The 25,055-nt window shown below is 64.5% G+C and carries 30 protein-coding genes and 6 tRNA genes; 9 read left to right on the top strand and 27 right to left on the bottom strand.

Annotation, left to right across the window (positions count from 1 at the left end; genetic code table 11):
- Positions 1–18: 18 nt before the first annotated feature.
- The 3 genes from JHD59_RS15270 to JHD59_RS15260 all read left to right on the top strand — a co-directional run bounded on the left by JHD59_RS15270 (position 19) and on the right by JHD59_RS15260 (position 3,411).
- Positions 19–1,824, top strand: a complete 1,806-nt coding sequence (locus JHD59_RS15270; protein WP_199154853.1) for a putative nucleotidyltransferase substrate binding domain-containing protein — start codon at positions 19–21, stop codon at positions 1,822–1,824.
- Positions 1,824–2,432, top strand: coding sequence for a 3'-5' exonuclease (locus JHD59_RS15265; protein ID WP_103317730.1), 609 nt, complete (start codon positions 1,824–1,826; stop codon positions 2,430–2,432). The genes JHD59_RS15270 and JHD59_RS15265 overlap by 1 nt, the downstream gene beginning before the upstream one ends.
- Before the next feature lie 307 nt (positions 2,433–2,739).
- A complete protein-coding gene (locus JHD59_RS15260) occupies positions 2,740–3,411 on the top strand; it encodes a hypothetical protein (RefSeq protein ID WP_199154852.1) in 672 nt (223 codons plus the stop codon).
- A 72-nt stretch (positions 3,412–3,483) separates the two neighbouring features.
- Here the strand turns inward: JHD59_RS15260 and JHD59_RS15255 are convergent, their stop codons facing one another.
- From JHD59_RS15255 to hpnC, 9 genes are all read right to left on the bottom strand, one after another.
- The gene (locus tag JHD59_RS15255; RefSeq protein ID WP_199154851.1) at positions 3,484–4,380 is read right to left on the bottom strand and encodes a hypothetical protein; all 897 of its coding nucleotides are present in this window, start codon (positions 4,378–4,380) and stop codon (positions 3,484–3,486) included.
- Between the two features lie 62 nt (positions 4,381–4,442).
- Positions 4,443–4,640, bottom strand: a complete 198-nt coding sequence (locus JHD59_RS15250) for a zf-HC2 domain-containing protein (protein WP_071108360.1) — start codon at positions 4,638–4,640, stop codon at positions 4,443–4,445.
- Positions 4,637–5,197, bottom strand: coding sequence for a sigma-70 family RNA polymerase sigma factor (locus JHD59_RS15245; protein ID WP_103317736.1), 561 nt, complete (start codon positions 5,195–5,197; stop codon positions 4,637–4,639). The genes JHD59_RS15250 and JHD59_RS15245 overlap by 4 nt, the downstream gene beginning before the upstream one ends.
- Before the next feature lie 2 nt (positions 5,198–5,199).
- Positions 5,200–6,561 carry a DNA repair protein RadA gene (gene radA, locus JHD59_RS15240; RefSeq protein WP_199154850.1) on the bottom strand — a complete coding sequence of 454 codons (1,362 nt, stop codon included), beginning with the start codon at positions 6,559–6,561 and terminating at the stop codon, positions 5,200–5,202.
- 72 nt (positions 6,562–6,633) lie between these two features.
- Positions 6,634–7,173, bottom strand: coding sequence for a hypothetical protein (locus JHD59_RS15235; protein ID WP_199154849.1), 540 nt, complete (start codon positions 7,171–7,173; stop codon positions 6,634–6,636).
- Positions 7,174–7,199: 26 nt separating this feature from the next.
- Entirely contained in the window at positions 7,200–7,961 is a 762-nt protein-coding gene (locus JHD59_RS15230) for an SDR family oxidoreductase (protein WP_103317738.1), read from the bottom strand.
- Positions 7,958–9,229: a hydroxysqualene dehydroxylase HpnE gene (gene hpnE, locus JHD59_RS15225; RefSeq protein ID WP_199154848.1), complete on the bottom strand. Its 1,272-nt coding sequence runs from the start codon at positions 9,227–9,229 to the stop codon at positions 7,958–7,960. The genes JHD59_RS15230 and hpnE overlap by 4 nt, the downstream gene beginning before the upstream one ends.
- Entirely contained in the window at positions 9,226–10,071 is an 846-nt protein-coding gene (gene hpnD / locus JHD59_RS15220) for a presqualene diphosphate synthase HpnD (protein WP_199154847.1), read from the bottom strand. Before hpnD ends, hpnE begins: the two co-directional genes overlap by 4 nt.
- Positions 10,072–10,135: 64 nt before the next feature.
- Positions 10,136–10,948, bottom strand: coding sequence for a squalene synthase HpnC (hpnC, locus tag JHD59_RS15215; RefSeq protein WP_199154846.1), 813 nt, complete (start codon positions 10,946–10,948; stop codon positions 10,136–10,138).
- 206 nt (positions 10,949–11,154) lie between these two features.
- On the opposite strand from hpnC, the gene JHD59_RS15210 reads away from it, so the two are divergent.
- Positions 11,155–11,230 (top strand) — tRNA-Ala (locus tag JHD59_RS15210).
- Between the two features lie 89 nt (positions 11,231–11,319).
- On the opposite strand, the gene JHD59_RS15205 is transcribed toward JHD59_RS15210, so the two are convergent.
- From JHD59_RS15205 to JHD59_RS15195, 3 genes are read right to left on the bottom strand one after another with little or no spacing between them, the layout of a single operon-like run.
- On the bottom strand, positions 11,320–12,087 hold the full coding sequence (locus JHD59_RS15205) for an amino acid ABC transporter ATP-binding protein (protein WP_199154845.1): 768 nt from the start codon (positions 12,085–12,087) through the stop codon (positions 11,320–11,322).
- Positions 12,084–12,764 (bottom strand): amino acid ABC transporter permease, encoded by a 681-nt coding sequence (locus tag JHD59_RS15200; RefSeq protein WP_199154844.1) that lies wholly within the window; start codon positions 12,762–12,764, stop codon positions 12,084–12,086. Before JHD59_RS15200 ends, JHD59_RS15205 begins: the two co-directional genes overlap by 4 nt.
- A gap of 13 nt (positions 12,765–12,777) precedes the next feature.
- Positions 12,778–13,542, bottom strand: coding sequence for an amino acid ABC transporter substrate-binding protein (locus JHD59_RS15195; protein ID WP_199154843.1), 765 nt, complete (start codon positions 13,540–13,542; stop codon positions 12,778–12,780).
- Between the two features lie 307 nt (positions 13,543–13,849).
- Between JHD59_RS15195 and JHD59_RS15190 the strand changes: the two genes are divergently transcribed.
- The 5 genes from JHD59_RS15190 to JHD59_RS15170 all read left to right on the top strand — a co-directional run bounded on the left by JHD59_RS15190 (position 13,850) and on the right by JHD59_RS15170 (position 14,275).
- A tRNA-Ala gene (locus JHD59_RS15190) sits at positions 13,850–13,925 on the top strand.
- A 7-nt stretch (positions 13,926–13,932) separates the two neighbouring features.
- Positions 13,933–14,008, top strand: a tRNA-Glu gene (locus tag JHD59_RS15185).
- Between the two features lie 11 nt (positions 14,009–14,019).
- Positions 14,020–14,095: transfer RNA gene (locus JHD59_RS15180), tRNA-Ala, on the top strand.
- Positions 14,096–14,114: 19 nt separating this feature from the next.
- Positions 14,115–14,190, top strand: a tRNA-Glu gene (locus JHD59_RS15175).
- Positions 14,191–14,199: 9 nt separating this feature from the next.
- Positions 14,200–14,275 (top strand) — tRNA-Ala (locus JHD59_RS15170).
- Between the two features lie 114 nt (positions 14,276–14,389).
- Here JHD59_RS15170 and flgJ read toward each other — a convergent pair.
- The 15 genes from flgJ to JHD59_RS15095 all read right to left on the bottom strand — a co-directional run.
- Positions 14,390–15,100, bottom strand: coding sequence for a flagellar assembly peptidoglycan hydrolase FlgJ (flgJ, locus tag JHD59_RS15165; RefSeq protein ID WP_233164237.1), 711 nt, complete (start codon positions 15,098–15,100; stop codon positions 14,390–14,392).
- A complete protein-coding gene (gene flgN, locus JHD59_RS15160) occupies positions 15,081–15,506 on the bottom strand; it encodes a flagellar export chaperone FlgN (RefSeq protein ID WP_103317752.1) in 426 nt (141 codons plus the stop codon). Before flgN ends, flgJ begins: the two co-directional genes overlap by 20 nt.
- Positions 15,506–15,766 carry a flagellar biosynthesis anti-sigma factor FlgM gene (flgM, locus tag JHD59_RS15155; RefSeq protein ID WP_199154842.1) on the bottom strand — a complete coding sequence of 87 codons (261 nt, stop codon included), beginning with the start codon at positions 15,764–15,766 and terminating at the stop codon, positions 15,506–15,508. Before flgM ends, flgN begins: the two co-directional genes overlap by 1 nt.
- A gap of 118 nt (positions 15,767–15,884) precedes the next feature.
- On the bottom strand, positions 15,885–16,571 hold the full coding sequence (locus tag JHD59_RS15150) for a Crp/Fnr family transcriptional regulator (protein WP_103317756.1): 687 nt from the start codon (positions 16,569–16,571) through the stop codon (positions 15,885–15,887).
- A gap of 212 nt (positions 16,572–16,783) precedes the next feature.
- Positions 16,784–17,773: a flagellar motor protein MotB gene (locus JHD59_RS15145; protein WP_199154841.1), complete on the bottom strand. Its 990-nt coding sequence runs from the start codon at positions 17,771–17,773 to the stop codon at positions 16,784–16,786.
- 3 nt (positions 17,774–17,776) lie between these two features.
- Complete coding sequence (gene motA / locus JHD59_RS15140; protein WP_103317759.1) at positions 17,777–18,643, bottom strand: flagellar motor stator protein MotA; 867 nt, start codon at positions 18,641–18,643, stop codon at positions 17,777–17,779.
- 16 nt (positions 18,644–18,659) lie between these two features.
- The gene (locus JHD59_RS15135; protein WP_103317761.1) at positions 18,660–19,355 is read right to left on the bottom strand and encodes a FliA/WhiG family RNA polymerase sigma factor; all 696 of its coding nucleotides are present in this window, start codon (positions 19,353–19,355) and stop codon (positions 18,660–18,662) included.
- A 5-nt stretch (positions 19,356–19,360) separates the two neighbouring features.
- A complete protein-coding gene (locus JHD59_RS15130; protein WP_103317763.1) occupies positions 19,361–19,798 on the bottom strand; it encodes a flagellar basal body-associated protein FliL in 438 nt (145 codons plus the stop codon).
- Between the two features lie 218 nt (positions 19,799–20,016).
- The gene (locus JHD59_RS15125) at positions 20,017–21,024 is read right to left on the bottom strand and encodes a flagellar hook-length control protein FliK (protein ID WP_233164235.1); all 1,008 of its coding nucleotides are present in this window, start codon (positions 21,022–21,024) and stop codon (positions 20,017–20,019) included.
- Positions 21,021–21,308 carry a hypothetical protein gene (locus JHD59_RS15120; RefSeq protein ID WP_199154839.1) on the bottom strand — a complete coding sequence of 96 codons (288 nt, stop codon included), beginning with the start codon at positions 21,306–21,308 and terminating at the stop codon, positions 21,021–21,023. Before JHD59_RS15120 ends, JHD59_RS15125 begins: the two co-directional genes overlap by 4 nt.
- Positions 21,295–21,687, bottom strand: coding sequence for a flagellar export chaperone FliS (gene fliS / locus JHD59_RS15115; RefSeq protein WP_103317770.1), 393 nt, complete (start codon positions 21,685–21,687; stop codon positions 21,295–21,297). The genes JHD59_RS15120 and fliS overlap by 14 nt, the downstream gene beginning before the upstream one ends.
- A gap of 24 nt (positions 21,688–21,711) precedes the next feature.
- Positions 21,712–23,061, bottom strand: coding sequence for a flagellar filament capping protein FliD (fliD, locus tag JHD59_RS15110; protein ID WP_199154838.1), 1,350 nt, complete (start codon positions 23,059–23,061; stop codon positions 21,712–21,714).
- Between the two features lie 84 nt (positions 23,062–23,145).
- A complete protein-coding gene (gene fliJ / locus JHD59_RS15105) occupies positions 23,146–23,583 on the bottom strand; it encodes a flagellar export protein FliJ (RefSeq protein ID WP_199154837.1) in 438 nt (145 codons plus the stop codon).
- Entirely contained in the window at positions 23,580–24,893 is a 1,314-nt protein-coding gene (gene fliI / locus JHD59_RS15100) for a flagellar protein export ATPase FliI (RefSeq protein WP_199154836.1), read from the bottom strand. Before fliI ends, fliJ begins: the two co-directional genes overlap by 4 nt.
- A 3-nt stretch (positions 24,894–24,896) precedes the next feature.
- On the bottom strand, positions 24,897–25,055 hold a 159-nt coding region (locus JHD59_RS15095; RefSeq protein WP_255521405.1), incomplete at its 5' end, for a FliH/SctL family protein.

Here is a 25,055-nt window from a genome sequence, read left to right as displayed (position 1 = left end):
TCTACGACCGGATCCGTCATGAGCCGCTTCGACTTCAGCCAGCCGCCGTTCGACACGCTCGGTCCCGCAGAGCGCGACGCGCTCGAGGCCCGCGCCGACATCGTCTACTTTCCCGACGACGCGCTGGTCATCGGCCCTGGCCAGGCCATAGATGCGCTGTACATGGTGATCAAAGGCAAGGTGTGCGAGCTGGCCGGAGACGAAGTGGTTTCGCGCTACCATCCGCGCGACAGCTTCGACACCCGCGCGCTGATCGCCGGCCAGACGCCGCACCGCTTCGTGGTGGAGGAAGAAGCCCTGCTGCTGGCGCTGCCGCGCGCCGAGCTGCTGGCGCTGACCGAAAGCCATCCGCGCTTCGGCGCCTATTTCTACGCCAGCGTCTCGCAAAAGCTGGGCATGCTGGCGCAGCGCGCCGGCACCCGCGAACTGCAAACGCTGCTGACCGCCACCGTGCGCGACGCCGGCTGCCGCCAGCCGGTATTTGTCGATGCCGCCGACAGCATCCGGGACGTAGCTGCCGCAATGAAGGCGCAGCGCAGCAAATCCGTGCTGGTGCGCGATGGCGAGCGGCTGGGCATCTTCACCACCACGGATTTCCGCGACGTGATCCTGGACGGCGTGGACAGCGCCGAACCGATAGGCCGCCACTGCGGCTACCAATTGCTGACCATAGACATCGACGATTTCCTGTTCAACGCCCTGCTGTTGATGACGCAGCGCAATCTGCGCCGGCTGGTGGTGACGGAACACGGCCGGCCGGTCGGCATCCTGGCGCAGGTCGACGTGCTGTCCTACTTCTCCAACCACTCCCATTTGATCGCGCAGCGGCTGGAGCGCGCCAGCAGCCTGGATGAGCTTGCCGATATCGCCAGCCAGATCGACCGGCTGATCGGCATCCTGTCCGGCCACGGCGTGCGGCCGCTGCAACTGGGACGGCTGGTGCAGGCACTGAACGCGCGGCTGTTCGCCCGCGCCTGGCGGATGATCGCGCCGGCCGAACTGGCGGACAACAGCTGCCTGATCGTGCTCGGCTCGGAAGGCCGCGGCGAGCAAATCCTCAAGACCGATCAGGACAACGCGCTGCTATTGCGCGACGGCGCTCCCCCTGAAAGCGTGGCGGAATATTGCGACGCCTTCTCCGCCGCCCTCGCCCGCTTTGGCTACCCGCCCTGCCCAGGCGGCGTCATGGTCAGCCACCCCGAATGGCGATTGACCCGCGCCGCCATGCGCGACCGCATACACGGCTGGCTGGCCCAGCCCAGCGGCGAGGGCATGATGCAGCTGGCGATCTTCTGCGACGCCGAAGCGGTATGCGGCGACGCCTCCTTGCTGGCCGACTGCCGCGGCTACCTGCGCGAACGCTTGCAGGACGACGCCGGCTTCTACGCCCGCTTCGCCCGCGCCATCGATCAGTTCGACACGCCGCTGGGGCCGTTCGCCCGGCTGCGCACCCGCGAACGCGATGGCCGCGACACGCTGGATCTGAAAAAAGGCGGCATTTTCCCGCTGGTGCATGGCTTGCGCGCGCTGGCGCTGGAATACGGCATCGACGAAACCGGAAGCCACGCCCGCGCGCTAGCGCTCGCCGCCGCCGGGCGGCTGGAACCCTCGCTGGCCAACGACATCGTGGAGGCGCTGGGCGTGTTGTCGCAATTGCGGCTGGACCAGGGGCTGCGGCGCATCGAGGCGGGCCAGCCTGCAGACAACTGGATCGAGCCGGAACGGCTATCCTCGCTGGAAAGAGACCTGCTGAAGGAGGCGCTGGCCGTCGTCAAGCGCTTCAAGGCGCAACTGCGCCACCACTATCGCCTGGGCAGCCTGTAATGCTGCGCCAATGGCATCGCCGCTGGCTGCTTGCCCGGTTGCGCGATCCGGCCTGGCGCCATGTATTCGACGAACACCCGGAGGAGCTGGTCAGCCTCGATTGCGAAACCACCAGCCTAGACGTCAAGCAGGCCGAGCTGCTGTCGATAGGCGCCGTCAAGCTGCGCGGCAACCGCATCCTCAGCAGCGAATCGCTGTACCTGCTGGTCAAACCGCAAACCCTGCCGCAAGGCGACAATATCGCCATCCACGGCTTGCGCCGGCGCGATCTGGACGAAGGCATGGAACCGGCGCAGGCCGTGCGGCAGCTGCTGGATTTCATCGGCGGCCGGCCATTGCTCGGCTACTACCTGGAATACGATGTGGCGGTATTGAACAAATACGTGAAGCCACTGCTCGGCATTGCCCTGCCGCAACGGCAGATCGAGGTTTCCGCCCGCTACTACGACTATAAGTTCAAGCAAAACCCCGGCGCCTATATCGATCTCAGGCTGGCCGAGCTGTACCGCGACCTCGCCATTCCCGCCCCGCCGCGACACGACGCGCTGAACGACGCGCTGGGCGTGGCCATGTTGTACCAGGCGCTGCGCCAGCGCGGATTCGGTTAAGCGCCGACGCCGCCTTGGATCAGGTTCTGTGCGAGCTTGGGTTGCAGGCGCCAAACCCCACTCAGGCGCATGACAAAATATTTGTAAACATTTGCCTCTCCTCTTAGCTCATTTCTGGCACGCGCCTTGCTGACATCCATAGCGGCAAGCCATTGTTCCGGCAAGAAAAATCGGCAAATAGACGCTTTGATACCGGCATGGCGGCAAGCGACAGCGGCAAAGCGGCAAAAATTGCAGCCCCGCCGCCCAGGACAGCAGCTGATCCGTGAAGCGCTGCCCGGCATCCACGTTTTCAAGGAGAGGCAATATGTCTATCAGCAGCAGTAACACCAGCAACAACCCCAGTTCGTACTGGCAGCAACTGCAATCGCTGCATCAGCAGCGGCGCCAGGATTTCAGCAGCCTGACGCAATCGGTTCAGCAAGGCGACATCGCCGGCGCGCAACAAGCGCTGGCCGCACTGCAGCAGCTGAACGGTTCCAACAACGCCGACAATGGCAACCAGGATTTCGGCGCGGTGCTGAACAATGCCATCAGCGCGGCATCCTCCACGTCCGCCACCGGCGCCACGGCAACCGATCCGTTCGCCGCGCTGAACAACAGCCAGACCAGCGGCGGCGGCACCGGCAATTCCGTCTCCTCCTTGCTGAACACCCTGGGCCAGGATCTGCAATCCGGCAACCTGAGCCAGGCGCAGCAGGCTTTCCAGCAACTGCAGCAAGGCCTGCAACAGGCCAACGGGGCGCAAGCCAGCGAAGGCGGCCATCGCCACCATCATCATCACCATGACAGCGGCGGCGAGCAAAACAACGGTTTGGCCAACCTGTTGAACGGCGGCAATAACAAGCAAAGCGCGGCGACGGACAGCAGCGCCAGCAGCAACGCCATCAACCAGCAAGCCCAGGCCGCGCTCAGCCTGTACCAGGCCAGCGCCGGCAACAATGACATCTCCAGCCTGCTGATGTCGCTATCGGTGTAAAGCTTCCCGGCTTCAAGACAAAGGCCTTCCATGCGGAAGGCCTTTTTCGTTCTGCCGTGCATAGGCAGAACCTCAAGCGTGCTGGCCGTCCATTCTGGCACGGCTGGCGCAGCCATCAAACCAGGGCCGCAGGCTGGCATCGAACGCTGCCGCCAGCGTCTGCGCCTGCTGGTAAGCCAGCTCGCCCTCGTCGGAGCGTCCCAGGCCAAAGCATGCCCGGGCGCGCTCGAGCAAGAGAAAGGCGCGGTCCACGTCTTCCTCGCCGTTGTCGGCGATCAGCGCCAGGCCGGCATCGGCCGCTTGCAGGCCATCGCGCCACTGCGCAAATCGATTCGCCGTCAGGGCCAGCAGGTACTCGGCCCGCTCATGATTGACCCAGTTCCCCGCCCGCCCCCATAGCCGCCGCGCGCACTGCGCGGCCCGCCACACAATGCGCGGGCTTGAGGAGTCGGCATTCAGGTCTTCCCGCTCCAGCAGCCCGGAAACGATATTGTTGGCCAGCGAAGCCAGCGCGGCGTCGTTGGCGCTGGCCGCGATAGGCTCCAGCTCCTGCAGCAATTCATCCAATGCCGGCAGCAAACCGGACAGCGGGCCATGCTGTTGCAAACCCTGCAACACGCCCAGCCGCGCCAGCAGCCGCATCATCCCGGCGTCCATTCCCGCGGCCTGCCATTGCCGCTCCAGCCGCCAGGCCGCCAAAGCATCGCCGGACAAAGTTGCCGCAACCAGGCTATGGCGCAGCAGGATGGGGCCGGCGTCTGACAGGGGCAAACGGCGCAATAGCGTCCAGGCTGCGCGCCAGTCGCCCTTTTGCTCGCCCAGCAAGTGATTGATCAGCCAGGCCAAGCGCGGATGGTCGGCCGGCGGCAGCGCAGGAGAATCGATCAATCCGGGCAATTGCGCGATCACCTCATCCGGACTGTCGTCGTGGATTTGAATCAGCTGTTGCAGCGTGGAGGCGGCGGTCATGAAAAAGGCCTTTCTCAAAGAAAGGCCCAGTTTCCACAACACCACCCGACATGTCAAAAGCATCAGCCGTTAGGCATGCTATCTTCTCCATCGCCAGCCCGGCGCGCCGCCCGGCGCATCAGCTGCAACTGCTGCGAGAATTGGCGGCAATTGCCGCATAGCAGCAGGTGCATCCTCAATTTCAGATGTTCGGTGGCGCCCAGGGGCCGATCCAGGCCGGCCGAAATCAGCCGGCTGGCTTCGCGGCAACTCAACTTCATCGCTCGTCCTCCCGGCTCCAGCGTATTGAAAAACATTCGCGCAGACTCATCCGCGCCCGGTACAGCAGTACTGAACAGTTTGTCGCGCTGATGTCCAGATTGTTACAGATGTCGGCGATTTCCATCCCCATCACCTCACGCATGACAAATACCATGGCGGTGCGGCGCGGCATGACTTGGGAACACTCTTCGAACACCTGCCAGAACTGGCGCGAGATCAGTTCGTTCTCCGGCCCGCTCCAGGCCTTGACCGGCTCGCGCCAATGGCCGTCCTGCGCGAACAGGCCGTCGAAATCGCTGTCGTCCGCCTCGTCTTCCAGCGACTCGAACAGCTTCTCCTTGCCCTTGCGGCGCATCGCGTCTATCAATTTGAAACGCAGAATGGAAGTCAGCCAGGTGCGCAGGGTGGACTTGCCGGAAAAGCTGGCCTGCGACTCCAGCGCGGCCAGCAGCGTTTCCTGCACCGCCTCCTCCGCCGCGTCGCGCTCGCGCAATTGCGCCAGCGCGTAACGCAACAAATACGGCCGTTCCTGCTCGATCAGCTGCGCGTCTATCATGCTCACTCCCTGCAGAATTCCACCGCCTGATCCAGCCGGTCCACCGCCAGCACTTTCAGGCCTTCGATTTCTTGCCGCGGCTTGTTGGCGCTGGGCACGATGGCGCGGGTGAAGCCCAGCTTGGCGGCTTCTTTCAGCCGCTCCTGGCCGCGCGTCACCGGGCGCACCTCGCCGGCCAGGCCCACCTCGCCGAACACCACCAATTTTTCCGGCAGCGCCTTGTTGCGCAAGGACGAGACCATGGCCAGGATGATGGCCAAGTCGGCCGCCGGCTCATTGATCTTGACGCCGCCCACCGCGTTGAGAAACACATCCTGGTCGAAGCAGGCCACGCCGCCGTGACGGTGCAGCACCGCCAGCAGCATGGCCAGCCGGTTCTGCTCCAGCCCCACGGTCAGCCGCTTGGGTTGGAAGCCATGGCAATCGTCCACCAGCGCCTGGATCTCCACCAGCAAGGGCCGCGTGCCCTCCTGCGTCACCAGCACGCAGGAACCGGCCACGTCGTCGCGGTAAGACGACAGGAAGATGGCCGACGGATTGGACACGCCTTTCAGGCCGCGGTCGGTCATCGCGAACACGCCCAGCTCGTTGACCGCGCCGAAGCGGTTCTTTATCGCCCGTATCATGCGGTAGCTGGAATGGGAGTCGCCCTCGAAATACAGCACGGTGTCCACCATATGCTCCAGCACGCGCGGGCCGGCCAGCGAGCCTTCCTTGGTGACATGGCCCACCAGCAGCACCGTGATGCCGCTTTGCTTGGCCATGCGCGTCAGCTGCGCCGCGCATTCGCGCACCTGCGACACCGAACCCGGCGCTGACGTCACCTGCTCTGTGTACAGCGTCTGGATGGAGTCGATCACCACCACCTCCGGCAGCTCGCGCTTCAGCGTGGCCAGGATGTTTTCGATGCAGATCTCGGCCAGCAGATTGACGCTGCTGGTATCCAGCGCCAGGCGCGAGGCGCGCAGCGCGATCTGCTGCGCCGATTCCTCGCCGGACACATACAGCACCTTGCGGTTGCGGCCGATCTGCGACAAGGCCTGCAGCAGCAGCGTGGATTTGCCGATGCCGGGGTCGCCGCCGATCAGCACCACCGCGCCGCGCACGATCCCGCCTCCCAGCACGCGGTCCAGCTCGTCGATGCCGGAAGGGTCGCGAGGGGTTTCCTCGGTCTGCACCTCGGACAGCTTCTGCACCTGGGTGACATTGGCCGCCCAGGACTGGAAGCGCGGGCCGGCGGCGGCCGGCGCGGCGACCGACTCCACCAGCGTGTTCCAGGCGTTGCAGTGCGGGCATTGGCCCTGCCATTTGGGCGCTTGTCCGCCGCACTCGGTGCAGCTGAATACGGTTTTGCTCTTGGCCATTAGGGACAATAAATGGGAATCAAAGGCGGAAGAATAACAGGAGCCGGCCAGCCATGCCGCAAAAGCGGACGATCAATTGGCCGGATGCTTGGCGTCGGACTTGTTGAGCTCGTTGATGATGTTGAGCAGGCGCTTCTGATCGGCCTCGCTCTTGCCGTTGGGCTGCTTGGGTTTGGCCGGCGCGTCGGGATGCTGCATCGCCGCCACCACGGCGGCCACTTCCGGATCGTTCTTGGCGGCCTGGTCCGCCTCTTCGCTGGTTAAGGGATGCGGACCGGCGTCGCTGGACTTGCCGGCTAGCGCGGCCGGCTTGTTGACGGCGGCGGGCGCGCCCGCCATGGCGCCGCTGGCGGGGACCGGCTTCTCCGGCGGCGGCGCCATCGTCTCCAGCTTGTTCTTGGCCATGTATTCGTTCATCTCGCGCCAGCCAGCATAAATCGACGCCTTATCGGCCTCGGGGTTGCGGATATAGCATTCCTCGAGCGAGCGGCCGGTCTGGCGGCAGGCGGCGCCCACGGCCTTGTCCGAGTCCCGGGTCAGGCCGGTCACGCTGTTCACCCAATTGCATCCGCCAAGGGCCAACATGGTCGTCAGCAGCAGCAAAATTCTCATGCTCATCCCCCGTTTTCGCTAATGCCTCAGCCGCGCGGCTGACGCAGATCCAGTTCCAGCACTTCGCCGCTGCGGCCGCGGCTGTCTGCGCTCATCCAGTACAGCAGATGTGGCATCAGATCGGCCAGATCGCCGCGCTCGCGCTTGTCTTCGCCCGGATGCGTCCGGTTGCGCTGCGGCGAATTGACCGGACCCGGCAGCAGCAGATTGACCCGCAAATTGGGATGCATGTCCCATTCGCTGGCGGCCACCGTGGTCAGATAAACCTGGCCGGCATTGGAAGCGCCGAAGCCGCCCCAGTAGGCCGCGGGATGCAGCGCGTGATGCTCGCCGACGAACAGCACCGACGCATCCGGCGCATCCTTCAACAGCGGCAGGCAGGCGCGGGTCAGCGCGAAGCGGGCCACGGTATTGATGCGGTATTGGTTCATCCATTCTTCTATGGTCTGGTTGCTTAGCGGCGACAGCGCGTAAAAATGCGAGGCGCAGTGCAGAATCCCGTCCAGCCGGCCGAACTCCCGGTGTATGGTCAGCGCCAGATTATTGAATTCGTTCTCGCCGGCATTCAGCAGATCCAGCGGCACCGCGGCCGGCTCCGGCGCGCCGCTCGCCACCACTTCATCGTAGACTCTCTCCAGGCCCTTGACGCTGCGAGAAAGCAGCACCACCGTCGCGCCATGGCGGGCGAAGGCCAGCGCCGCCTCGCGGCCTATGCCTTGCGAGGCGCCGGTAACCAGGATGACGCGCCCGGCCAGCGCGTCTGGAGCAAATTCAGTCTTCATTGTCATTGTTCTACCTGTAAATCCCGCTTCACGGCGGCGGCCGCGGCTACGCCGCTGCGCGCCGCGCCCTCCAGTGTCGCCGGGTAATCGGGATGCACCCAATCCCCGGCCAGATAAACTCCCGGCCACGCGGTGCGAGCATCCGGCCTCATCAGGCCGATCTCGCTGGCAAACGTGGCCCGCTTTTCCACAATCACTTGGCTTTGGCAAGGCTCGCCCAGCCAGGGCGCCAAACGGCGCGCATCGGCCGCCACCGCATGGACCAGCTCCTGGGCCGGCGGCAGCGCGGCGGGCGCGCTGATCACAGCGGCCAGCCAGCCAGCCTCGCCGCACAGCGCCTCGCGATCAAACAGCCAGTCCGCCGTGCCGCCGCTGACGCCCATCATCGGCGCCGGCAAGCGCGGCGAGCGGTCGAAGCGCACATACACCGTGGCGATGGGGCAATAACGGTAGGCGGCTACCGACTCCCGCATGGCCGGCTCGGCCAGCAAATCCTTGGCATGATATGGCGCCACCGCGACGATCACAGCATCATACTCCGTACCGTCCACCTGCGGCCTGCCATCCTTCATTTCCACCGATGCCACGCGCTCGCCGGCCCGCAACGCCGCGCCGCGCTCGCCCAGCCAGCGCCAGGAGGGATCGGGAAACAGCGCGGACAGATCAAGCGCCGGCAGCAAGAGATCGCTGGCCTCGCGGGCGGCGCCCAGGCTGTCGCGCAAGACGGCGGCCAGCACCCGCATCGATGCCCGCGGCAGCGGCGTATTCAGCGCCGACGCCACCAAGGGCTGCCAGAAGTCGCGGCGCAAGCCCGCGCTTTGCCCCTGCTCCGCCAGCCAGGCGTCCACGCTCAAGTCGTGTTCTAAACGGTATCCCGAGCGCCGCAATCCATCCAGCGCGCGCGCCAGTTTCCACTTGTCCGTCCAGGACACGCCGCGCGCCAGCAGCAGTCCAGCCGCCACATGCAGCGGCGCCGGCAGTTGCGGGCAGCGCAGACGCAAGCCGCCATCGCGCAGCCACTGCATGGGCAGCCGCCGCAAAGCGCTTTCCGGGCTGACGCCTACAGTCCGCATCAGGCGCAAGCATTCTGCATAAGCGCCCAGCAGAATGTGCTGACCATTGTCAAACCTGGCGCCATCTTTGCCGGCGCAACGCGCCCGCCCGCCGGGATCGCGCCCGGCCTCGTACACGGTAAGGTCCGCCCAGCCGGCCAGCTCCACCGCCGCGGCGAGCCCGGCCCAGCCGGCGCCCACCACCGCTACCCTGGGTTTCACGGCTGGTAGCCGAAGGTCCAGGTTTTCCAGGCCAGCCACAGCTTGCGGCCGGTTCCCAACGATAGGCGCTGGTTCAGCACTTTGGCAGGACCATCCTGCTGGATTTCCTCCAGCGTGGCGCGGTAGATCGCCGCCATCAGCAGGCCGGGCCGCTGCGACTTGCGGTCTTCCGCCGGCAGCAAATCCCAGGCCTTGCGGTATTGCTCCTGCGCTCGCTCGATCTGGAAAGCCATCAGCGCCTGGAATGCCTCGCTCTCCTCGTAATGCAGGATGTCCATCGCCGGGCAGTTGAAACGCTGCAGCTCATCCATCGGCAGATAGATGCGGTCGCGCCGGGCGTCCTCGCCCACGTCGCGGATGATGTTGGTCAGCTGGAAAGCCACGCCCAGTTCATGAGCGTACTCCAGCGTGCGTTCGTCGCGGTAGCCGAAGATGCGGGCGGCCAGCTGCCCCACCACGCCGGCCACGCGGTGGCAATACAGCAGCAGGTCCTGATAGCGCTGATAGCGCACCATGTGCAGGTCCATCTCCATGCCGTCTATGATCTCTTCCAGCTGCGATTGCGGCAGCTGGAAAGCTTTCAGGTGCGGCTGCAGCGCGCGCATCACCGGATGGTCCACCTGGCCCAGATACGCCCGGCCTACCTCGCCGCGCCACCAGGCCAGCTTGGCCTTGGCCACGTTCAGGTCCTGGCATTCGTCCACCGCGTCATCCACCTCGCGACAGAAGGCGTACAGCGCGGTGATGGCGCGCCGCCGCTCTGCCGGCAGAAAACGGAAGCTGTAATAGAAACTGGAACCGCTGGACGCGGCCTTGTCCTCGCAATACTGATCCGGCGTCACGCGCCTCTCCCAAAACTGTCGCCGGACTTTGCCGGCGGGATTCCGTAGTTTGCGTCGCGCCGGCTCATTTGCCCCGGCACGCCCGCCATATCATGTATGCCCAATCGCGGCCCTTCAGCTTCGGCCGCTGGCGGAACACGTCGCCTTCGCTGGCGTGCAGCTTTTGCAGGATGCGCTCGCCGCCCATCACGATCAGCCGCAACTCCAGCCCCAGCCGGCCGCGCAGGGTCCGCCCCAGCGGCGCGCCGGCCTGCAGCATCTTGCGCGCCCGCTCCACCTGATACAGCATCAGCGCGCGCCATTTGGCGTCGCAAAGGCCGGCTGCGATCTGCGCCTCCGTCACACCAAAGCGCGCCAGATCTTCCTGCGGCAGATAGACCCGGTTCTTTTGCCAATCGATCGCCACATCCTGCCAAAAGTTGATCAGTTGCAGCGCGGTGCAAATGCCATCGGACTGCGCCAGGCTGCGCGGATCGGTTTCGCCGTACAGCGCCAGCATCAACCGCCCCACCGGATTGGCAGATCGGCGGCAATAGTCCACCAATTCGCCAAAGCTCTGGTAACGCGTCTTGCCCACATCCTGCCGGAAAGCCGACAGCAGGTTGCGGAACGGTTGCAGCGGCAAGGCATGCTCGGCGATGGCCACCGCCAGCGGCGCCATCAGCGCGATCCGCGGCGGCTCGCCGACGGCGATGCGGTCCAGATCGGCTTCCAGCCTGTCCAGCTCGGCCAGCCGCGTCGCTGAGTCGGCATCGCCTTCGTCCGCCACGTCGTCGGCGTAGCGGGCGAAATGATAGATGGCGTGCACCGCCCGCCGCATCTTTCGCGGCAGCAGGATGGAACCCACCGGGAAATTCTCGTAATGGCCAACCGACATTGCCGCCTCTCAAACCGATTCCGGCTGCGGATTATAACCGAGCCAGCGTGACAGCGTCCCGCGCGCTGACAATGCCATGCTCGATCCCGCCGAAACATGCCAAATCAGCTTGCGCTGGCATTTTTCACTTTTGTGACGGCAGGGTATTTACAAGTCGCCAAGAGACGCATAGAATGCCCAGCACTGTGAACGCAGCGACATCCAACGGGGGTATAGCTCAGCTGGGAGAGCGCTTGCATGGCATGCAAGAGGTCAGCGGTTCGATCCCGCTTACCTCCACCACTCGACTGCTTCACCAAACAAAAAAGCCTGCGCAAGCAGGCTTTTTTGCATCCCGGCGCCAGGAAGCCGCCGACAGCGGCCCCTTGCGCTCAAATCTGCACCAAATCCCTCGCCCCAGCAGTCAGCGTGGAGACATATTCGGCCGTGCGCGGCTGGCGCGGCGCGCCGAATATCTGGGACGCGCTGCCCGCCTCGACGACGCGGCCATGCTCCAAGAACACAACATCGCGCGCCACACTGGCCGCCAGGCGCAGATCGTGCGTCGCCATCAGCATGGTGACGCCCTCGGCCGCCAGCTGGCGCAGCACCGCCACCACTTCCGCCGCCAGCTCCGGGTCCAGCGCCGATGTCGGCTCGTCGCACAACAACAGCCGCGGCGACGGCGCCAAGGCGCGGGCAATGGCCACCCGCTGCTGCTGGCCGCCGGACAGGGTGGACGGCCAGGCGTCGGCCTTGTGCGCCATGCCCACCTTGTCCAACAGTTCGCGCGCGCGCTGTTCCGCCTGCTGGCGCGGCCAGCGCTGCACGGTCAGCAGGCCTTCCATCACATTCTGCAGCGCCGTCTGATGCGGAAACAGCTGGAAGCTCTGGAACACCATGCCGGTCGCCCGCCGCATCCGCAGCACCGCCTCGCGTGACAGCTTGCGACCCGGCGTAAAGCTCAAGGCATCGCCGGCCAGTTCCAGGCTGCCGGCATCCGGCACCTCCAGCAGGTTGACGCAGCGCAGCAGCGTGCTCTTGCCGCTGCCGGACGGGCCGATCAGCGCGGTGACGCCGCCCTCGGGCAGGGTCAGGCTCACCCCGTCCAGCACCCGGTGGCCATCAAAGGATTTGACAATATCGTTCAGCTTGATCATGCCGCCGCTCCCACGGGCGCCACATGGCGGTCAAAACGTTTTTCCAGACGCTCCTGCAGCCAGGTCAACACCGTGCTCAGCATCAGGTACAGAAAAGCCGCCTCAAGATACAGCAACAGCGGCTCGTAAGTGGTGGCGGCAATCCGCTGCGCCGCCTGGAACATCTCCGGCACCGTCAATACGGCCGCCAGCGAGGTATCCTTTACCAGCGAGATAAAGGAGTTGGCCAGCGGCGGCACCGCCACCCGGCTCGCCTGCGGCAGGATGGTGCGGCGCATCGCCTGCGACCAGCTCATGCCCAGCGAATACGCCGCCTCCCACTGCGCCTTCGGCACCGAGGCGATGGCCGCGCGTATCACTTCCGAGGTATACGCGCCGACGCTGAGCACGAAGCCGAGCAGCGCCGCTGGAAACGGATCAAACACGATGCCGATGCGCGGCAAGCCGTAGAAGATCACGAACAGCTGCACCAGCAAAGGCGTGCCGCGCACCAGCCAGGAATAAGCGCGCACCAACAGCACCAACGGGCGCGGGCCAAACAGCCGGATCAAGGCCACCACCAGGCCCAAGGCCAAGCCGCCGACAAAAGACAGCAAGGTCAGCGGCACGGTGAACACCAGCCCGGCATAAATAAGCGACGGCAGCGAATCCGCCATCAACTGCAACCACGAAGGCATCGCTCCTCCTCAATCAGCGCGACACGTCGGCGCCGAAGTATTTATGCGAAATCTTCTGATACGTGCCGTCAGCCTTGATCGACGCCAGCGCCTTGTCGATGGCGGCCTTCAATTCCGGATTGCCCTTGCGCAACAGCACGGCGGACGCGTCGCCATTCGCCTCGGTAGCGGCTACTTTCAGGCGTGACTTGGGCTGCTTCTTCTTGAAATCGAGGAAGGACAGGCTGTCGTTGATGGTGGTTTCCACGCGGCCGGACTCCAGCAGCGCGACGGATTCATTGAAGCCCTGAGTCGGCACCACCTCCGCGCCATAGCGCTGCGCCAGCTTGCCGAAATTGCTGGTCAGGGTATTGGCGGACTTGCGGCCCTTCAAGTCTTCAAAGCGCTTGATGTCGCGATTGTCGTCGCGCACGATCAACACCGCCTTGGACACGATGTACGGCTCGGAGAAGTCGTATTTGGCCTTGCGCGCATCGGTGACGGCCACCTCGTTGATCACGACGTCGTAGCGCTTGACGTCCAGGCCGGCGATCAAGCCATCCCACTTGCCCTCGACGAATTGCGGCTTGACGCCCAGACGCTTGGCGATGGCCTGGCCGATTTCGACATCAAAACCGGTCAGTTCGCCGGAGGCATTGTGATAAGTAAACGGGGCATACGTGCCTTCTGTGCCTATCTTCAACACGCCAGCCTTGCGGATATCGGCCAGATCGTCAGCGTGCGCAACAGCGACGGCCAAAGACAGACCAAGAATCAGTGCGGCATTCAGTTTTTTCATTGTCGAATCTCCATCGTTGCTTAGTGTCTTCCGGCATCATGGGCCGGCCATGGCGACACCTTAACAGCGGCAATGTTAGAATACTAAGTAATATTATTTTAGTTTTATATTCTTTATTGAAATATAAATACCCAAAATGCCTCCTCGTGTCGCGTGCCGCACTTCATTCGCCAGGCAAAATGGGTAATTTCTGCATATTTTCGAAATATTTTCACAAAACGCTTGCACGCCCAAATTGGTCCGGGTATAGTTCGCCTCCTGTCGAGACCCACCGGTCAAAAGCGAAAGCGAAATCGACAGATTATGTGGGGGTATAGCTCAGCTGGGAGAGCGCTTGCATGGCATGCAAGAGGTCAGCGGTTCGATCCCGCTTACCTCCACCAAAATTTAGTCCCCATCGTCTAGAGGCCTAGGACACCGCCCTTTCACGGCGATAACCGGGGTTCGAATCCCCGTGGGGACGCCATAGTTTCATGTGGGGGTATAGCTCAGCTGGGAGAGCGCTTGCATGGCATGCAAGAGGTCAGCGGTTCGATCCCGCTTACCTCCACCACAATACAATTAGGACGTAAGTCCCCATCGTCTAGAGGCCTAGGACACCGCCCTTTCACGGCGATAACCGGGGTTCGAATCCCCGTGGGGACGCCAGCGAATACTGGGGGTATAGCTCAGCTGGGAGAGCGCTTGCATGGCATGCAAGAGGTCAGCGGTTCGATCCCGCTTACCTCCACCAGTTAAAAAGCCGAAATCTTGAGATTTCGGCTTTTTTCTTTTTATTTCCCCTAAAAAGCTCAAAACAAAAATCGGCGTGCTTTGACGCCGATTTTGCCTACCCTGCCGCCCCGCATCAGCGCGCCGTTCGCCGCAGCTGCCCAACCAGGTCGGCCAGTTTGCCGGCGTAGCCCGGATCGCTGGCATAGCCGCCGCTCGCCAAACCCTGGGCGAACGCCTGCGCATCGCCGCCAACGCCCAACGCCGCGCGATAGCGAGGCTTGCTCGCCAACAACCTGGCGTAGTCGTCAAAAGCGGCTTGGTAATCGGGATAAGCCCGGAACGACTCCACCCGGGATTGTTTTTGCCCGTCCGCGAATTCCGTGGTCAGCGCCGCCGCGACGCCGCCGCGCCAGCGCGAGTCGGCCTTGATGCCAAACAGATTATGGCTATTGCCGCCATTCGCCAACGTCAACGGCTTGCGCCCCCAGCCCGACTCCAGCGCCGCCTGCGCCAGCACGATATCCGGCGTGACGCCCAGCTTCGCCGCAGCCGTCTGCGCATACGGCCTCATCTCATCAAGAAAAGCCTGCCTGTCAGGCGAAATCGCAGCCGCATCCGCCTGACCCGCAGCCTGCAATTGCTGCTTCAAGCGCCAGGCTTCCGGCGTCAATTGCGCAGCCGCACCCGGCTCGCCATTGGCGATGAAACGTTCCACCTCGCGGCGCAAACCAGAAAACTGCTCGGCGAATCCTGCGCCGCCGCCCGGCAAGTCCAGCGGCAAGGCGACGGACTCGGCCAAGGGCGAGTCAAAACCGGCCGCTCGCTCACTGCGCTGCGTAAACATCGGACTCCCCCTCCAGCACCCGTCGCAACAGGGCCTGCCGCTGCTGCAACAATTGGCCGTTGCGCAGATTGCGCTCCCGACACGCGGCAGCCAGTTCGCACAGCCGCCGCCAACGCGCCGCGCCCTGCTCGCGCAGATTTGGCGGCAAAGCATCCAAGAGCGCGCTCATCGACAATTCGGCGCCGGCAGGCAGCAAATCCCGCACCCATGCCTGACGGGCGTGGCGGCTACGCTCCAGCCTGTCGCACAGCTCGGAAATCCGGCTGGCGCACGCCTCCAAGCCTGCTGCATCATGCGCCAGCGCGGCCTGAAACTGCGCCTCCAGACTCTCCAATAGCAGCGGATAGTCGGCCAGATCCGCTGCTATGGTCGTGAACAACTCGCGATAAACCTGCTTTCTATCCATCAACGTCCGCCGTGATATTGCTCGATCAAGCCGGCCAACCGCTGCGGATCGAAGCGCACCTCGCCGCGCGCCAGCGCGGCGCGCACCGCATCCACCTTGGCCTGGTCGATTTCCGGCATGGCGCGCAGATCGGCGGCCAGCGAGGCGGACGAGTCCTGCGCCGCCGGCGCGCGCGGCACGGCTTCCGCTGCCGGGCGGTTTTCGGTCTTGAGGTTTGCGGCCTGTTCGCCGCGCCAGGAGGAATGAGGTGAGATCTGCATCAGAATGCCTGCTATCCGTATACGGTGTGATACCGATACAAGGCGACGCCAGCGCGCCGAACTTAAGCCAGGAGGGCAAAAAGGCCGGCCGCCTCATTGGCGGCGCGGCCGGGTCGCGTCAGAAGTTTTCCGGCAACATCTTCAACACCACGATGCGTCGGTTCTCCATGCGGATATAGTGCCCATAGACGAGCTCTTTCAGGATGCGCGCCACCATCTCGCGCGAGGAGCCGATCTGATCGGCGATTTCCTGCTGCGTCAGTTGCTTGCGCAGGATCAGCACGCCGTCTTGCTCCACCAGCATCTGATTGATCAAGATGCGGACGCGGCCATACACATCGAGCAAGGCCAGGTTGCGCGCCAGCATGGTCATGTGGCGCACCAGGGAAACCAGGTAGCGCATGATGCTGCCGCGCACCATATGGCAGCCCGGCAAGCCATCCTCGCTGTCGAACAACTGGCACAGCATGCTGCGGGAGAAGCGCAGCAGCATGCTGTCCTCGTCGGCCACCACGCTGCTGTTGCGCATGCCGCCGTCGACAAACGACTCCATGCCCAGCATGTCGCCCGGCATGCTGATCTGCAGCACATACTTCTTGCCGTTCGGCTCCGCCACATAGGCCTGCATGCAGCCGGCGAACAGCAGGTAAACCTCGTCGGAAGCATCGCCTTCCGAGTACAACGCCTCCCCTTTGGCCAGGCGGATCGTCTCGCCCTCCTCCAGGACCCTATCCAGCTGCTCTTCAGCCAAATGGCCAAACAGCGGCGTCTGCCGCAACATCTGTATTGCTTGTTCTTGTTTCATCTCGGTAACACGTCCCCGACTCACTGACACCCATCACTGAATGTCAAAGTCATTGATTGACCTTTTATATTATTGAATATGATTCGCGAGCCGTTATTCTTATCAACTATCGGGATATTGTAAATAATTTGATTAAAATTTGTGTGAAATTCTCACAAAAAAAAATCCTTGCAACACAAGGATTTTTCTGGACACACAATATTAACAGAAAATTAACGTATTCCGACGGTATCCCGCTTGAGATTGCTCAATTCTGACGCGCTGGGCAGCGCGGACGCCACGCCCGGGATGCCGGCTGAGCCTTTCGCCGCCGCGCCGAACATCGACACCACCGCCTGCGCCTGGCCGGAAGTCAAAATCAACAGCTCGATGCGGCGATTCACCGCCGCCAGCGGATGCGCGCTGTCCAGCGGCGCGCGATCAGCCATGCCGACCACTTGCAGCACGGATTCGCCGGCCAACCCGCCCTGCTGCATGTGCATGCGCGCCGCCATGGCCCGGTTGCTGGACAAGGACCAGTTGGACAGGGTGTTGAAGCCGCCCGCGCTGTGGTATTGCGCCGCGTCGGTATGCCCCACCAGCAAGAGGCGGTTGTCGATCTCGCCCAGCATGGCGCCGATCTGCTGCAGCAAGGATCGGAAACGCGGCTCCACAATCGCGCTGCCGCGCTCGAACATGCCCTGCTTGTCGGTGTCATGCAGCGTCACGCGCAGACCATATGGCGTGATCACCGTTTGCAGATTGCTCTCCAGCCCCGCCTTGCGGCTCATTTCGGACAACTCCGCCGCCAGCTTGCGCAGATCGGCCTCGCTGTCGTAGCTGCGCCGCTCCCGCTCCGGCTCATCATTCACCGCCTGCTTGTCGCTGTCGCGGACCATGGACTTGCTGGCCGCCTGGCTGCCGTTGTGGCCGGGAATCGGGTCGCGCGGAATCAGCGTGCCGGGCGGATTGCCCATATGGTCTATCTGCCGGCCGTTGCCCTGCAGCAAAGGGCTGCCGCCGGAAGTGGTGAGCAGCTGCTGCAGGTTTTCCTGATCGCGCGCGGCCAGCACCCACAGCACCAGAAACAAGCACATCAGCGCCAACACGAAGTCGGCAAACGCCACTTTCCAGGCGCCGCCGTGCGCGTCTTCGGCGTGGCGGCGCGCCACGCGCTTGATCACCGCGCCGTCCTGGCCATCCTTGTTCTTCAGGCCCGCCATGGTTTAAGCCAGCCCTTCCAGCGTATTGATCCATGTTTCCAGCTGCGAGAAGCTGGGCTTGGTGTTCAACTGCACCAGGCGGCGGCCGGCGTCGATGGCCAGCAACGGCGGCTTGCCGGAGGCGTGGGTGGTCAGCACCACTTTCACCGATTCGAAATTGGACAGTTCCTCCTTGACCAGCTGCCCCATCACGTTGGACAGCGGGTCCAGCACGCCATAACAAAAGAAAATGCCGATGAAGGTGCCCACCATAGCCGCAGCGACGCTGGCGGCGATCTCGCCGGCGCTGGCGCCTTGGGCCACGGTATTCATCGCCATCACGATGCCCAGCACCGCGGCCAGAATGCCGAAGCCCGGCATCGCCTCGGCGATCTTGTGCAGCGACTTCGATGGTTGGTTCAACTGCTCGTGGATGGCGTCCAGCTCTTGGTCCAGCACGCCTTCCAGCTCATGAGCGTTGATCTTGCCCATCGCCATCAGCCGGAAGTTGTCGACAATGAAGGCCAGCAGCTTGGGGCTTTCCAGCACCAACGGATAGCGGTTGAACAAGGCGCTCTGCCGCGGGGCTTCCACATGCTGATCCAGCGCCTTCAAGCCGCGGCTGGCGGTGATCAACAGCTCGTACATCAACAGCAACTGCTGGCGCTGGAATTCCGCGCCCTGTTTTTTACGCATCACCACCCGCTTGATCTGGCCGCCCATTTCCTTCAGCACATGCGGCGGGTTGCCCAGCACCACGGCGCCCAACGCCGCGCCGCAGATGATCAACAGCTCGGTCGGCTGCCAAATGATGGACAACGCGCCGCCGTGCAGCATGAAGCCGCCGAATACGCAAACCAGCACGATCAGAATGCCAAACAATTGCTGCATGGGGTGTTTCCTTGCTTCAGGCGGCCATCAGGCAGGCCTGCATCTTTTTCAGGGCGCTCTTGTTGATCTGGCAGATGCGGGCCTCAGTCAGCTCCAGCACCGCCGCAATCTCCTTGAGACTCAGTTCAAACTCGTAATACAGCTGGATCACCTGCTGCTCGCGCTCGTTCAGCGCGGTCAGCGCGCGCGCCAGCTCGCTCTGCCGCTCCAGCCTGGCCTCCGGCGAGCCCTCGCCCGCCAGCTCCACGCCGGCAGCCACCATCTCGTCGAAGCTCGCCATCGCCTCGGCGTTTTCCGCCAGCAGCGCGTCGCGGTAGGCCTCGGCGTCCAGCCCCAGCAGCGACATCGCCTCGGCTTCGGACGGTTCCCGCCTCAGCTTGCGCCTCAGTTCGCGCAGCCCGTCGCGCACCCGGTGCGCCTCCTGCCGCACCGCGCGCGGACGCCAATCCAGCCGCCGCAATTCATCCAGAATGGCGCCGCGAATGCGCAGCATGGCGAAGCCGGCAAAACGCTCGTCCGGCTCGCCGCCATAACGGCGCAAGCAATCCAGCAAGGCCATCAGGCCGATTTGCTCCATGTCTTCGCGGTCGAACACGCCGCCGGCCTGGCTGGCCAACTGGCGCGCCGCGCGCTTGACCAGCGGCGCATACGTGGCCAAGTGCCTGGCCTCGTCGGCAGCCTGGCAAGGGGAGGCATAGCTTTCGGCGTACATCGCGCTTACTCGATGATCAGCTTGCTGACCATGACCTCGCTGAATGGCAGCGCCATCCGCTCGCGGGCGAAGGCGGCGCGATAGGCCTTGTCCAGCAGGCGCTGGTAGTCGTCTATGCCCAAGGCGTTGGCGCGTTCGCGGCTCAGTTGCGACAAGGCGCGCACCGCGACGCTCTTCAACAGCGGCAGTTGCTCCTTCACCTTGGCCTCGTCATCCGGCGTGCTGCGAAACACCAAGTCCACCGCCATATAGCGCGGATCGCCGCCGGCTTCGCTCTTCAGCATCACGATGTTCTTGTCCAGCGTGATAAAGCGGTAATCGACCGGCTTGGGCGCCTGCGGCGCGGCATGGTTGCCCTGCTGGACATACCACCAGCCGCCGGCCACCGCGCCAGCCGCCAGCAAGGCCGTCAGCGCCGCGGCGATCAGGGTTTTGCCATTCATCTATCCATCACCTCTTTAAAATTGCTTCAGCCCTAGGGGCTGTTGACGCTTGGTGGGCGGTCGCGCCGGAGCGCATTTCGCGCCGAATCGAGGCGTTTCGCGCGCCGCATAGTTATTCTCTGCCAGCGCGGAACAACGAAGAGTCGGCGCGAAAGGCGCCCGGCCCTGCGGGTTTGGCGTAGCTCAAACGCGATCCACTCACCAAGCGTCAACAGCCCCTAGTCCAACGAGAAGCCATCGGCCTGAGTCCAGCCGTCCTGCGCCAATGCGCGGCCGGGTTCCTCCCGCTGCGGCTCTCGGCCGTGACGCCCTCCCTGGCCATGGCCGGACGGCATACCCTCCTTCACGTCCACCGCCACTTGGGTGTACTGGCGAGCGCCCAAGTCCTGGCGCAGCGCGTCGCCTATGTTTTGCAGCTGGCGCACCACCTCGCTGTGCGAGGCGGTCAACTCCACCATCAACGTCCCTGCCTGGTGGCGGATGGCGATCTCCAGCGTGCCCAGCGACGGCGGGTCCAAACGGATGGTGGCGCGGTCCATGTTCTGGCTGGACAAGACCTGCAGCCGTTCGCCCAGCGCCGCCTGCAGCTTGCCGCTCCAGCTTTCCGGCTGCGCGGCCGGCAAGGCCAGGCTGAAACCCTCCGCCGCTTTGCCGGCCTCAACGGCATGAGCGGTCGGCAAGGGCAAGGCGGCTGCATTCAGCGCCGGCATTGGCAGCTCGCTTGACGGCGCCAGTTCGGCCGCTTGTTCGGCCAAAGCCTTGATCTGCGCGACGGGCATGGACAAAGCCCGCTGCGTTGAGGCCGCATCCTGCACCGGCGCGGCGGCCGTCTCTGCCGTGGCCGATCTTGTTTGAGTCTGCGCAGGCTGGTTTTGCGGCAGCAGCGCCTGCCATAGCGGGGACGGCTGCATGGCGGGAGCCTGCGCGACCGGATCGATCCGCTCCCGATCATCGCCGGCCTCCTCCGGCAGCCGCCGCTCGTGCCGCGGCGCAGCCGCCGCGCCTGGCGCCAGACCGGTCACCACGGCCTGCGCGCCGCCGGATGCCACCGCCGCGCTCGGCGGCGCGGCATTCGGCATGTCCGCTTGATCTGCCGCCTGCATCGCAGAGGCAAAATCATTGGCCGGCGCGTCATCGTCCGGCAATCCATCGCCCAATGCCGGCGCGACGGCGTCGTCGCCAAGCGGAGGCTGCGTCATCTGAATCGGCGGCGCCACTCTGCTCATGCTTGCTCCCATTCACTGAATTGCGCGTAGGCCAGTTGGCCTTCGCGGTGACGGCCCATGCCTGCCAGCCGGTTCTGCAACGCGTCCAACTCCGCGCGGCTGCTCGCCAACGCGCCGCGATAAGCGGCAGCCAAGGCCGATTTCTCTTCGCCATCCAGATCGCAATCCGGCGCCTCCAGCCTGGCGCGCACGCGCAGATCCAGCGCCGCCAGCGCCGCCCAGTCGCGGCGCGCGCCGGCATCGGCGATGGCTTGGCAGCAACGCGCCACCTCAGGCCGCGTCATGCTGGTCCCGCACGCCTATCCAGCCGCCCTTCAAAGTGGCCAGCAGCTGCTCCGCCTCGTCCAGCGCGGCGATGTCCAGCTCCACGCTGGCCTGGTACAGGCGATGCGCGCAGTAGTCGTACAAGCGCGCCAGATTGGCCACCACCTCGCCGCCGGATTCGAAATCCAGCGCGCTGGACAGGCCATTCAGGATGTTGATGCACTTGCTGATGCTCTCGCCCTTCTGCTCGTAGCGGCGCTGTTGCAGATGGCCGCGCGCGCGCGCGATCTCCTCCAGCAGGCCGTCGAACAGAACCAGCACCAGTTCCACCTGGCTGGCGGCGTGGGTCTGCGACTCCAGATTCACCGCGTGATAGTTGCGGTAGGCTTCGTAATCCACGATCTCGATCCCGTCTTCTTCAAATCAGTTGAAATTGAGCATGCCCAGCGTCTGCTTCATCTGGTCCTGCATGTTCTGCAATTGGGTGAACTGGGCCAGATAGCGCTGGTACAACTGTTGGTATTGCTGCTGCAGCGCGTCCTGGCGGCGGCCCAGGTCTTTCTGCTCGCGGTCGCCGCTGTCGCGCCGCTGCTTGATCAGGCCGTTGCTGTAATTCAGCCACTTGTCCAGATAATCGCTGCTCTGCTTCAGCGCGCCGTTCTGGCCCGTCGCGTTGAAGTAGCGATCCAGCGCGTCCGGCGCAGCCTTCAGCGCGTCTCCCAGCTTCTTGCTGTCCAGCGTCAGCGTGCCGTCGCGGCTGGCGCTGATGCCCAGCTGGCCCAAAGTGACGCCGTCGTAAGACTGGCGCAGGATGGCGTTGAGCTGGCCCTTCAGCGCGCGCACGCTGGAGTCGTCGGCAAAGGCCGCGCCCGGCTTGCCGTTGGAACCCGGCTGCGACAGATCGGCTATCGCCTTGTAGATCTTGTTGTACGCATCGACGAAGGACTGCACATTGGCCGTGGTGTCGCTGTCGCTGCGGCTGATGGCCAGTTGCAGCGGCGGATCGCCGTCCTTGCTCAGCTTGTTGACTGTGAAGCTGACGCCCTCGATGTTGTCGAAAGTGTTCGAGCCCTGCTGCAAGCGCACCCCTGCAGTCTTGCCGCCCAGCCAGGCCACCGCGTCCTGGGCCTTGCTCAGCTCCTTGGGCGAAGACAGTCCGGCTTTCAGACCCGCATCGTTCACTTGGCCCAGGTCCAGCGAAATCGCGTTCTTTTCGCCGCTCTTGCCGGCAGACAGCACCAACTGGCTGCTGCCGTTGCTGTTCAGCACCATGGCGTTGACCTTGCCGGCATTGCCGTCGGCCCGGTTGATCGCCAGCGCCAATTCGCTCGGCGTGAGCTTGCCGTCGCCATCCTTGTCCGCGCCGTCCAGCGGCACGGTAAAGCTGTCGCCGCCGGCCAGCTTGATCGTGAGCTTATCTCCCGCTTTCGCGGCCGCGCCGGCCAAATCGCCCATCAGCAGTTGCTGAGCGCTGGCCAGCTGCTCGACAAACACGCTGTAATTGCCAGCCTGGGCATTGCCCTTGGCGCTGACCGTGGCCGCGCCGTCCGGCGTGGCGCTGGCGCTCATGGCCATCAGACTCTTCTTGCCGCTCAGCGTAGTGAGGCTGCTCTTGTAATCCTGCAGCGCCTTCTGCAGCTGGTTCAGCGCGTCGCTGCGCGCCTTGGAAGCCTTGTTCTGGCTGTCCAGCGCGTTCTGCAAATTGCCTAGGCTGTTTTTGGCCAGATTGTCCGCCCAGGTGCTGGGCGGCATCGCGTTGAAGTCAATCGCCATCGCTATCCCTTTCGTCCGCTAATCAATGGTCTGCACCATTGAAGTGGCGACCGCCGCGGGCCCAGACTGAAATGCCGTGAATATTCACCATGCGCCGCGCCCTCTCCGCCAGGCTTGGCCAGCGGTTTCATCCGTCCGTTTCTGCTCGGCCCGCTGCATCTGATGCCGCCAGTCCAGCGCAAGCGCTTCGCGCAATTGCCGCACCTGCTCCTCGCGCCGGCGCGCCGCTTCCAGCCGCCCGCGGCTGACTTCGGCATCGGCCTCCGCCAGCCGCAAATCCTGCTGCTGTGTCTGCTTCAGCCCGGCCAGATGGCTTTTGTAGCCGGCGCAGTTCATCGCCAGCGCCGGATGCCCGGCGGCGGCAGTGGCGCCGCTGGCTGTGTTCAGTTGCTCCAGACGTTCGATATTGCGTCGATAGCGCTCCTGCAGCCGGCGCTTGGCGGCCAGCTCGGTCTCCAGCTTTTCGCCATCGCGGCGGCGCAGCGTCAGCAACAGGTCCAATTGGCGGATCGGCGGATTCATGCGCGGGCAAGCTCCTGCAGTTGATGGCGCGTATCGGCAAACGGCGCGGCGTCATCCGCGCTTTGACGCAGCAGCGCCTCGATGCGCGGCTGCAGCCGCAAGGCGCGGTCGGTGGCGGCGTCCGCGCCGGGCACATACGCGCCCAGCGGCAGCAGGCCGCGCACTTCCTGGTAGCGGCTCCAGGCCGCGCGCACGTCGCGCGCGGCGGCGGCGTGTTCTTCATCGACCAGCTGGCTCATGCAACGGCTGACCGAACGCGAAACATCGATGGCCGGGTAGTGGCCGCGCTCGGCCAGCTCCCGGCTCAGCACGATGTGGCCGTCCAGAATCGCGCGCGCGGTGTCCACCACCGGATCTTGCTGGTCGTCGCCCTCCGCCAGCACGGTATAGATGGCGCTCATGCTGCCCTCGCCGCCTTCGCCGTTGCCGGCGCTCTCGGCCAGGCTGGGCAGCAGGCCGAACACCGATGGCGGATAGCCGCGCGTGGCCGGCGGCTCGCCCAGCGCCAGCGCCACTTCGCGTTGCGCCATGGCATAGCGGGTCAGCGAATCCACCAGCAACAGCACGTTGCGGCCGCGGTCGCGGAAGTGCGCGGCGATGGTGTGGGTCAGCTCGGTCGCCTTCAGCCGCATCAACGGGGATTCATCGGCCGGGGCCACCACCAGCACCGCCTTGGCCATCCCTGCCGGCCCCAGCGCATGCTCGACAAACTCGCGCACCTCGCGGCCGCGTTCGCCGATCAGGCCCACGACGACAACCTCGGCCTCGGTATGGCGGGTGATCATGCCCAAGAGCACGCTCTTGCCCACGCCGGAGCCGGCGAACAGGCCGACGCGCTGGCCGCGTCCCATGGTCAGCAGGCCATTGATGGCGCGCACGCCGACATCCAGCGGCCTATCCACCGGCTTTTTCTTCAAGGGATTGATCTGCGGCGGATGGGCGGCCAGCGGCGCGTCGCCGCCCAGGCGGCCCTTGTCGTCCAGCGGTTCGCCAAGGCCATTGACGATGCGGCCCAGCCAACCATCGCCTATCATCAGGCCGCTGCTGTCCGGCGCCGGCAATACGCGCGCGCCGGTGGTCAGCCCCACCGGCTTCTTGAACGGCATCAGGAAGGAGACTTCGCGGCGGAAGCCCACCACCTGCGCCTGCAACCAGCCGCCGCCGGCGGTTTCCACCAGGCAGCGCTGGCCGGTATGCAGCGGGCAGCCCACGCTTTCCAGCAGCAGGCCATTCACCCCCACCAGCTTGCCGCTAACGGTGGCGACCGGCGTTTCCGGCACGGATAGCTGGCTCAGCGCCTGGCGCAGCATCGCTTAGCCCTCTTCCGCCATGAGCTGCTCGCGCAGGCTGGCCACGCAATGCTCCAGCCGCTGCTGGCAGCCGGCGTCCGCCTCGAATTCGACGCCGCGCACGCGGCATTCGCCCGGCGCCAGCGCCGGATCGGCGGACAATTTCCAGCGCGCGGCCCGCTC

This window comes from Chromobacterium sp. ASV23, assembly GCF_016428945.1.
Classification (GTDB): Bacteria; Pseudomonadota; Gammaproteobacteria; order Burkholderiales; family Chromobacteriaceae; genus Chromobacterium; species Chromobacterium sinusclupearum.
Note: the sequence above shows the minus strand (reverse complement) of the source record. Positions and strands in the feature narration are given on the sequence as shown.

Excerpts from the sequence above, each read along its gene's own strand:
- JHD59_RS15270 (WP_199154853.1), top strand. The coding sequence starts at position 19 with ATGAGCCGCTTCGACTTCAGCCAGCCGCCGTTCGACACGCTCGGTCCC.
- JHD59_RS15265 (WP_103317730.1), top strand. The coding sequence starts at position 1,824 with ATGCTGCGCCAATGGCATCGCCGCTGGCTGCTTGCCCGGTTGCGCGAT.
- JHD59_RS15260 (WP_199154852.1), top strand. The coding sequence starts at position 2,740 with ATGTCTATCAGCAGCAGTAACACCAGCAACAACCCCAGTTCGTACTGG.
- JHD59_RS15255 (WP_199154851.1), bottom strand. The coding sequence starts at position 4,380 with ATGACCGCCGCCTCCACGCTGCAACAGCTGATTCAAATCCACGACGAC.
- JHD59_RS15250 (WP_071108360.1), bottom strand. The coding sequence starts at position 4,640 with ATGAAGTTGAGTTGCCGCGAAGCCAGCCGGCTGATTTCGGCCGGCCTG.
- JHD59_RS15245 (WP_103317736.1), bottom strand. The coding sequence starts at position 5,197 with ATGATAGACGCGCAGCTGATCGAGCAGGAACGGCCGTATTTGTTGCGT.
- radA (WP_199154850.1), bottom strand. The coding sequence starts at position 6,561 with ATGGCCAAGAGCAAAACCGTATTCAGCTGCACCGAGTGCGGCGGACAA.
- JHD59_RS15235 (WP_199154849.1), bottom strand. The coding sequence starts at position 7,173 with ATGAGAATTTTGCTGCTGCTGACGACCATGTTGGCCCTTGGCGGATGC.
- JHD59_RS15230 (WP_103317738.1), bottom strand. The coding sequence starts at position 7,961 with ATGACAATGAAGACTGAATTTGCTCCAGACGCGCTGGCCGGGCGCGTC.
- hpnC (WP_199154846.1), bottom strand. The coding sequence starts at position 10,948 with ATGTCGGTTGGCCATTACGAGAATTTCCCGGTGGGTTCCATCCTGCTG.
- JHD59_RS15205 (WP_199154845.1), bottom strand. The coding sequence starts at position 12,087 with ATGATCAAGCTGAACGATATTGTCAAATCCTTTGATGGCCACCGGGTG.
- JHD59_RS15200 (WP_199154844.1), bottom strand. The coding sequence starts at position 12,764 with ATGCCTTCGTGGTTGCAGTTGATGGCGGATTCGCTGCCGTCGCTTATT.
- JHD59_RS15195 (WP_199154843.1), bottom strand. The coding sequence starts at position 13,542 with ATGAAAAAACTGAATGCCGCACTGATTCTTGGTCTGTCTTTGGCCGTC.
- flgJ (WP_233164237.1), bottom strand. The coding sequence starts at position 15,100 with ATGTTTACGCAGCGCAGTGAGCGAGCGGCCGGTTTTGACTCGCCCTTG.
- flgN (WP_103317752.1), bottom strand. The coding sequence starts at position 15,506 with ATGGATAGAAAGCAGGTTTATCGCGAGTTGTTCACGACCATAGCAGCG.
- flgM (WP_199154842.1), bottom strand. The coding sequence starts at position 15,766 with ATGCAGATCTCACCTCATTCCTCCTGGCGCGGCGAACAGGCCGCAAAC.
- JHD59_RS15150 (WP_103317756.1), bottom strand. The coding sequence starts at position 16,571 with ATGAAACAAGAACAAGCAATACAGATGTTGCGGCAGACGCCGCTGTTT.
- JHD59_RS15145 (WP_199154841.1), bottom strand. The coding sequence starts at position 17,773 with ATGGCGGGCCTGAAGAACAAGGATGGCCAGGACGGCGCGGTGATCAAG.
- motA (WP_103317759.1), bottom strand. The coding sequence starts at position 18,643 with ATGCAGCAATTGTTTGGCATTCTGATCGTGCTGGTTTGCGTATTCGGC.
- JHD59_RS15135 (WP_103317761.1), bottom strand. The coding sequence starts at position 19,355 with ATGTACGCCGAAAGCTATGCCTCCCCTTGCCAGGCTGCCGACGAGGCC.
- JHD59_RS15130 (WP_103317763.1), bottom strand. The coding sequence starts at position 19,798 with ATGAATGGCAAAACCCTGATCGCCGCGGCGCTGACGGCCTTGCTGGCG.
- JHD59_RS15125 (WP_233164235.1), bottom strand. The coding sequence starts at position 21,024 with ATGAGCAGAGTGGCGCCGCCGATTCAGATGACGCAGCCTCCGCTTGGC.
- JHD59_RS15120 (WP_199154839.1), bottom strand. The coding sequence starts at position 21,308 with ATGACGCGGCCTGAGGTGGCGCGTTGCTGCCAAGCCATCGCCGATGCC.
- fliD (WP_199154838.1), bottom strand. The coding sequence starts at position 23,061 with ATGGCGATTGACTTCAACGCGATGCCGCCCAGCACCTGGGCGGACAAT.
- fliJ (WP_199154837.1), bottom strand. The coding sequence starts at position 23,583 with ATGAATCCGCCGATCCGCCAATTGGACCTGTTGCTGACGCTGCGCCGC.
- fliI (WP_199154836.1), bottom strand. The coding sequence starts at position 24,893 with ATGCTGCGCCAGGCGCTGAGCCAGCTATCCGTGCCGGAAACGCCGGTC.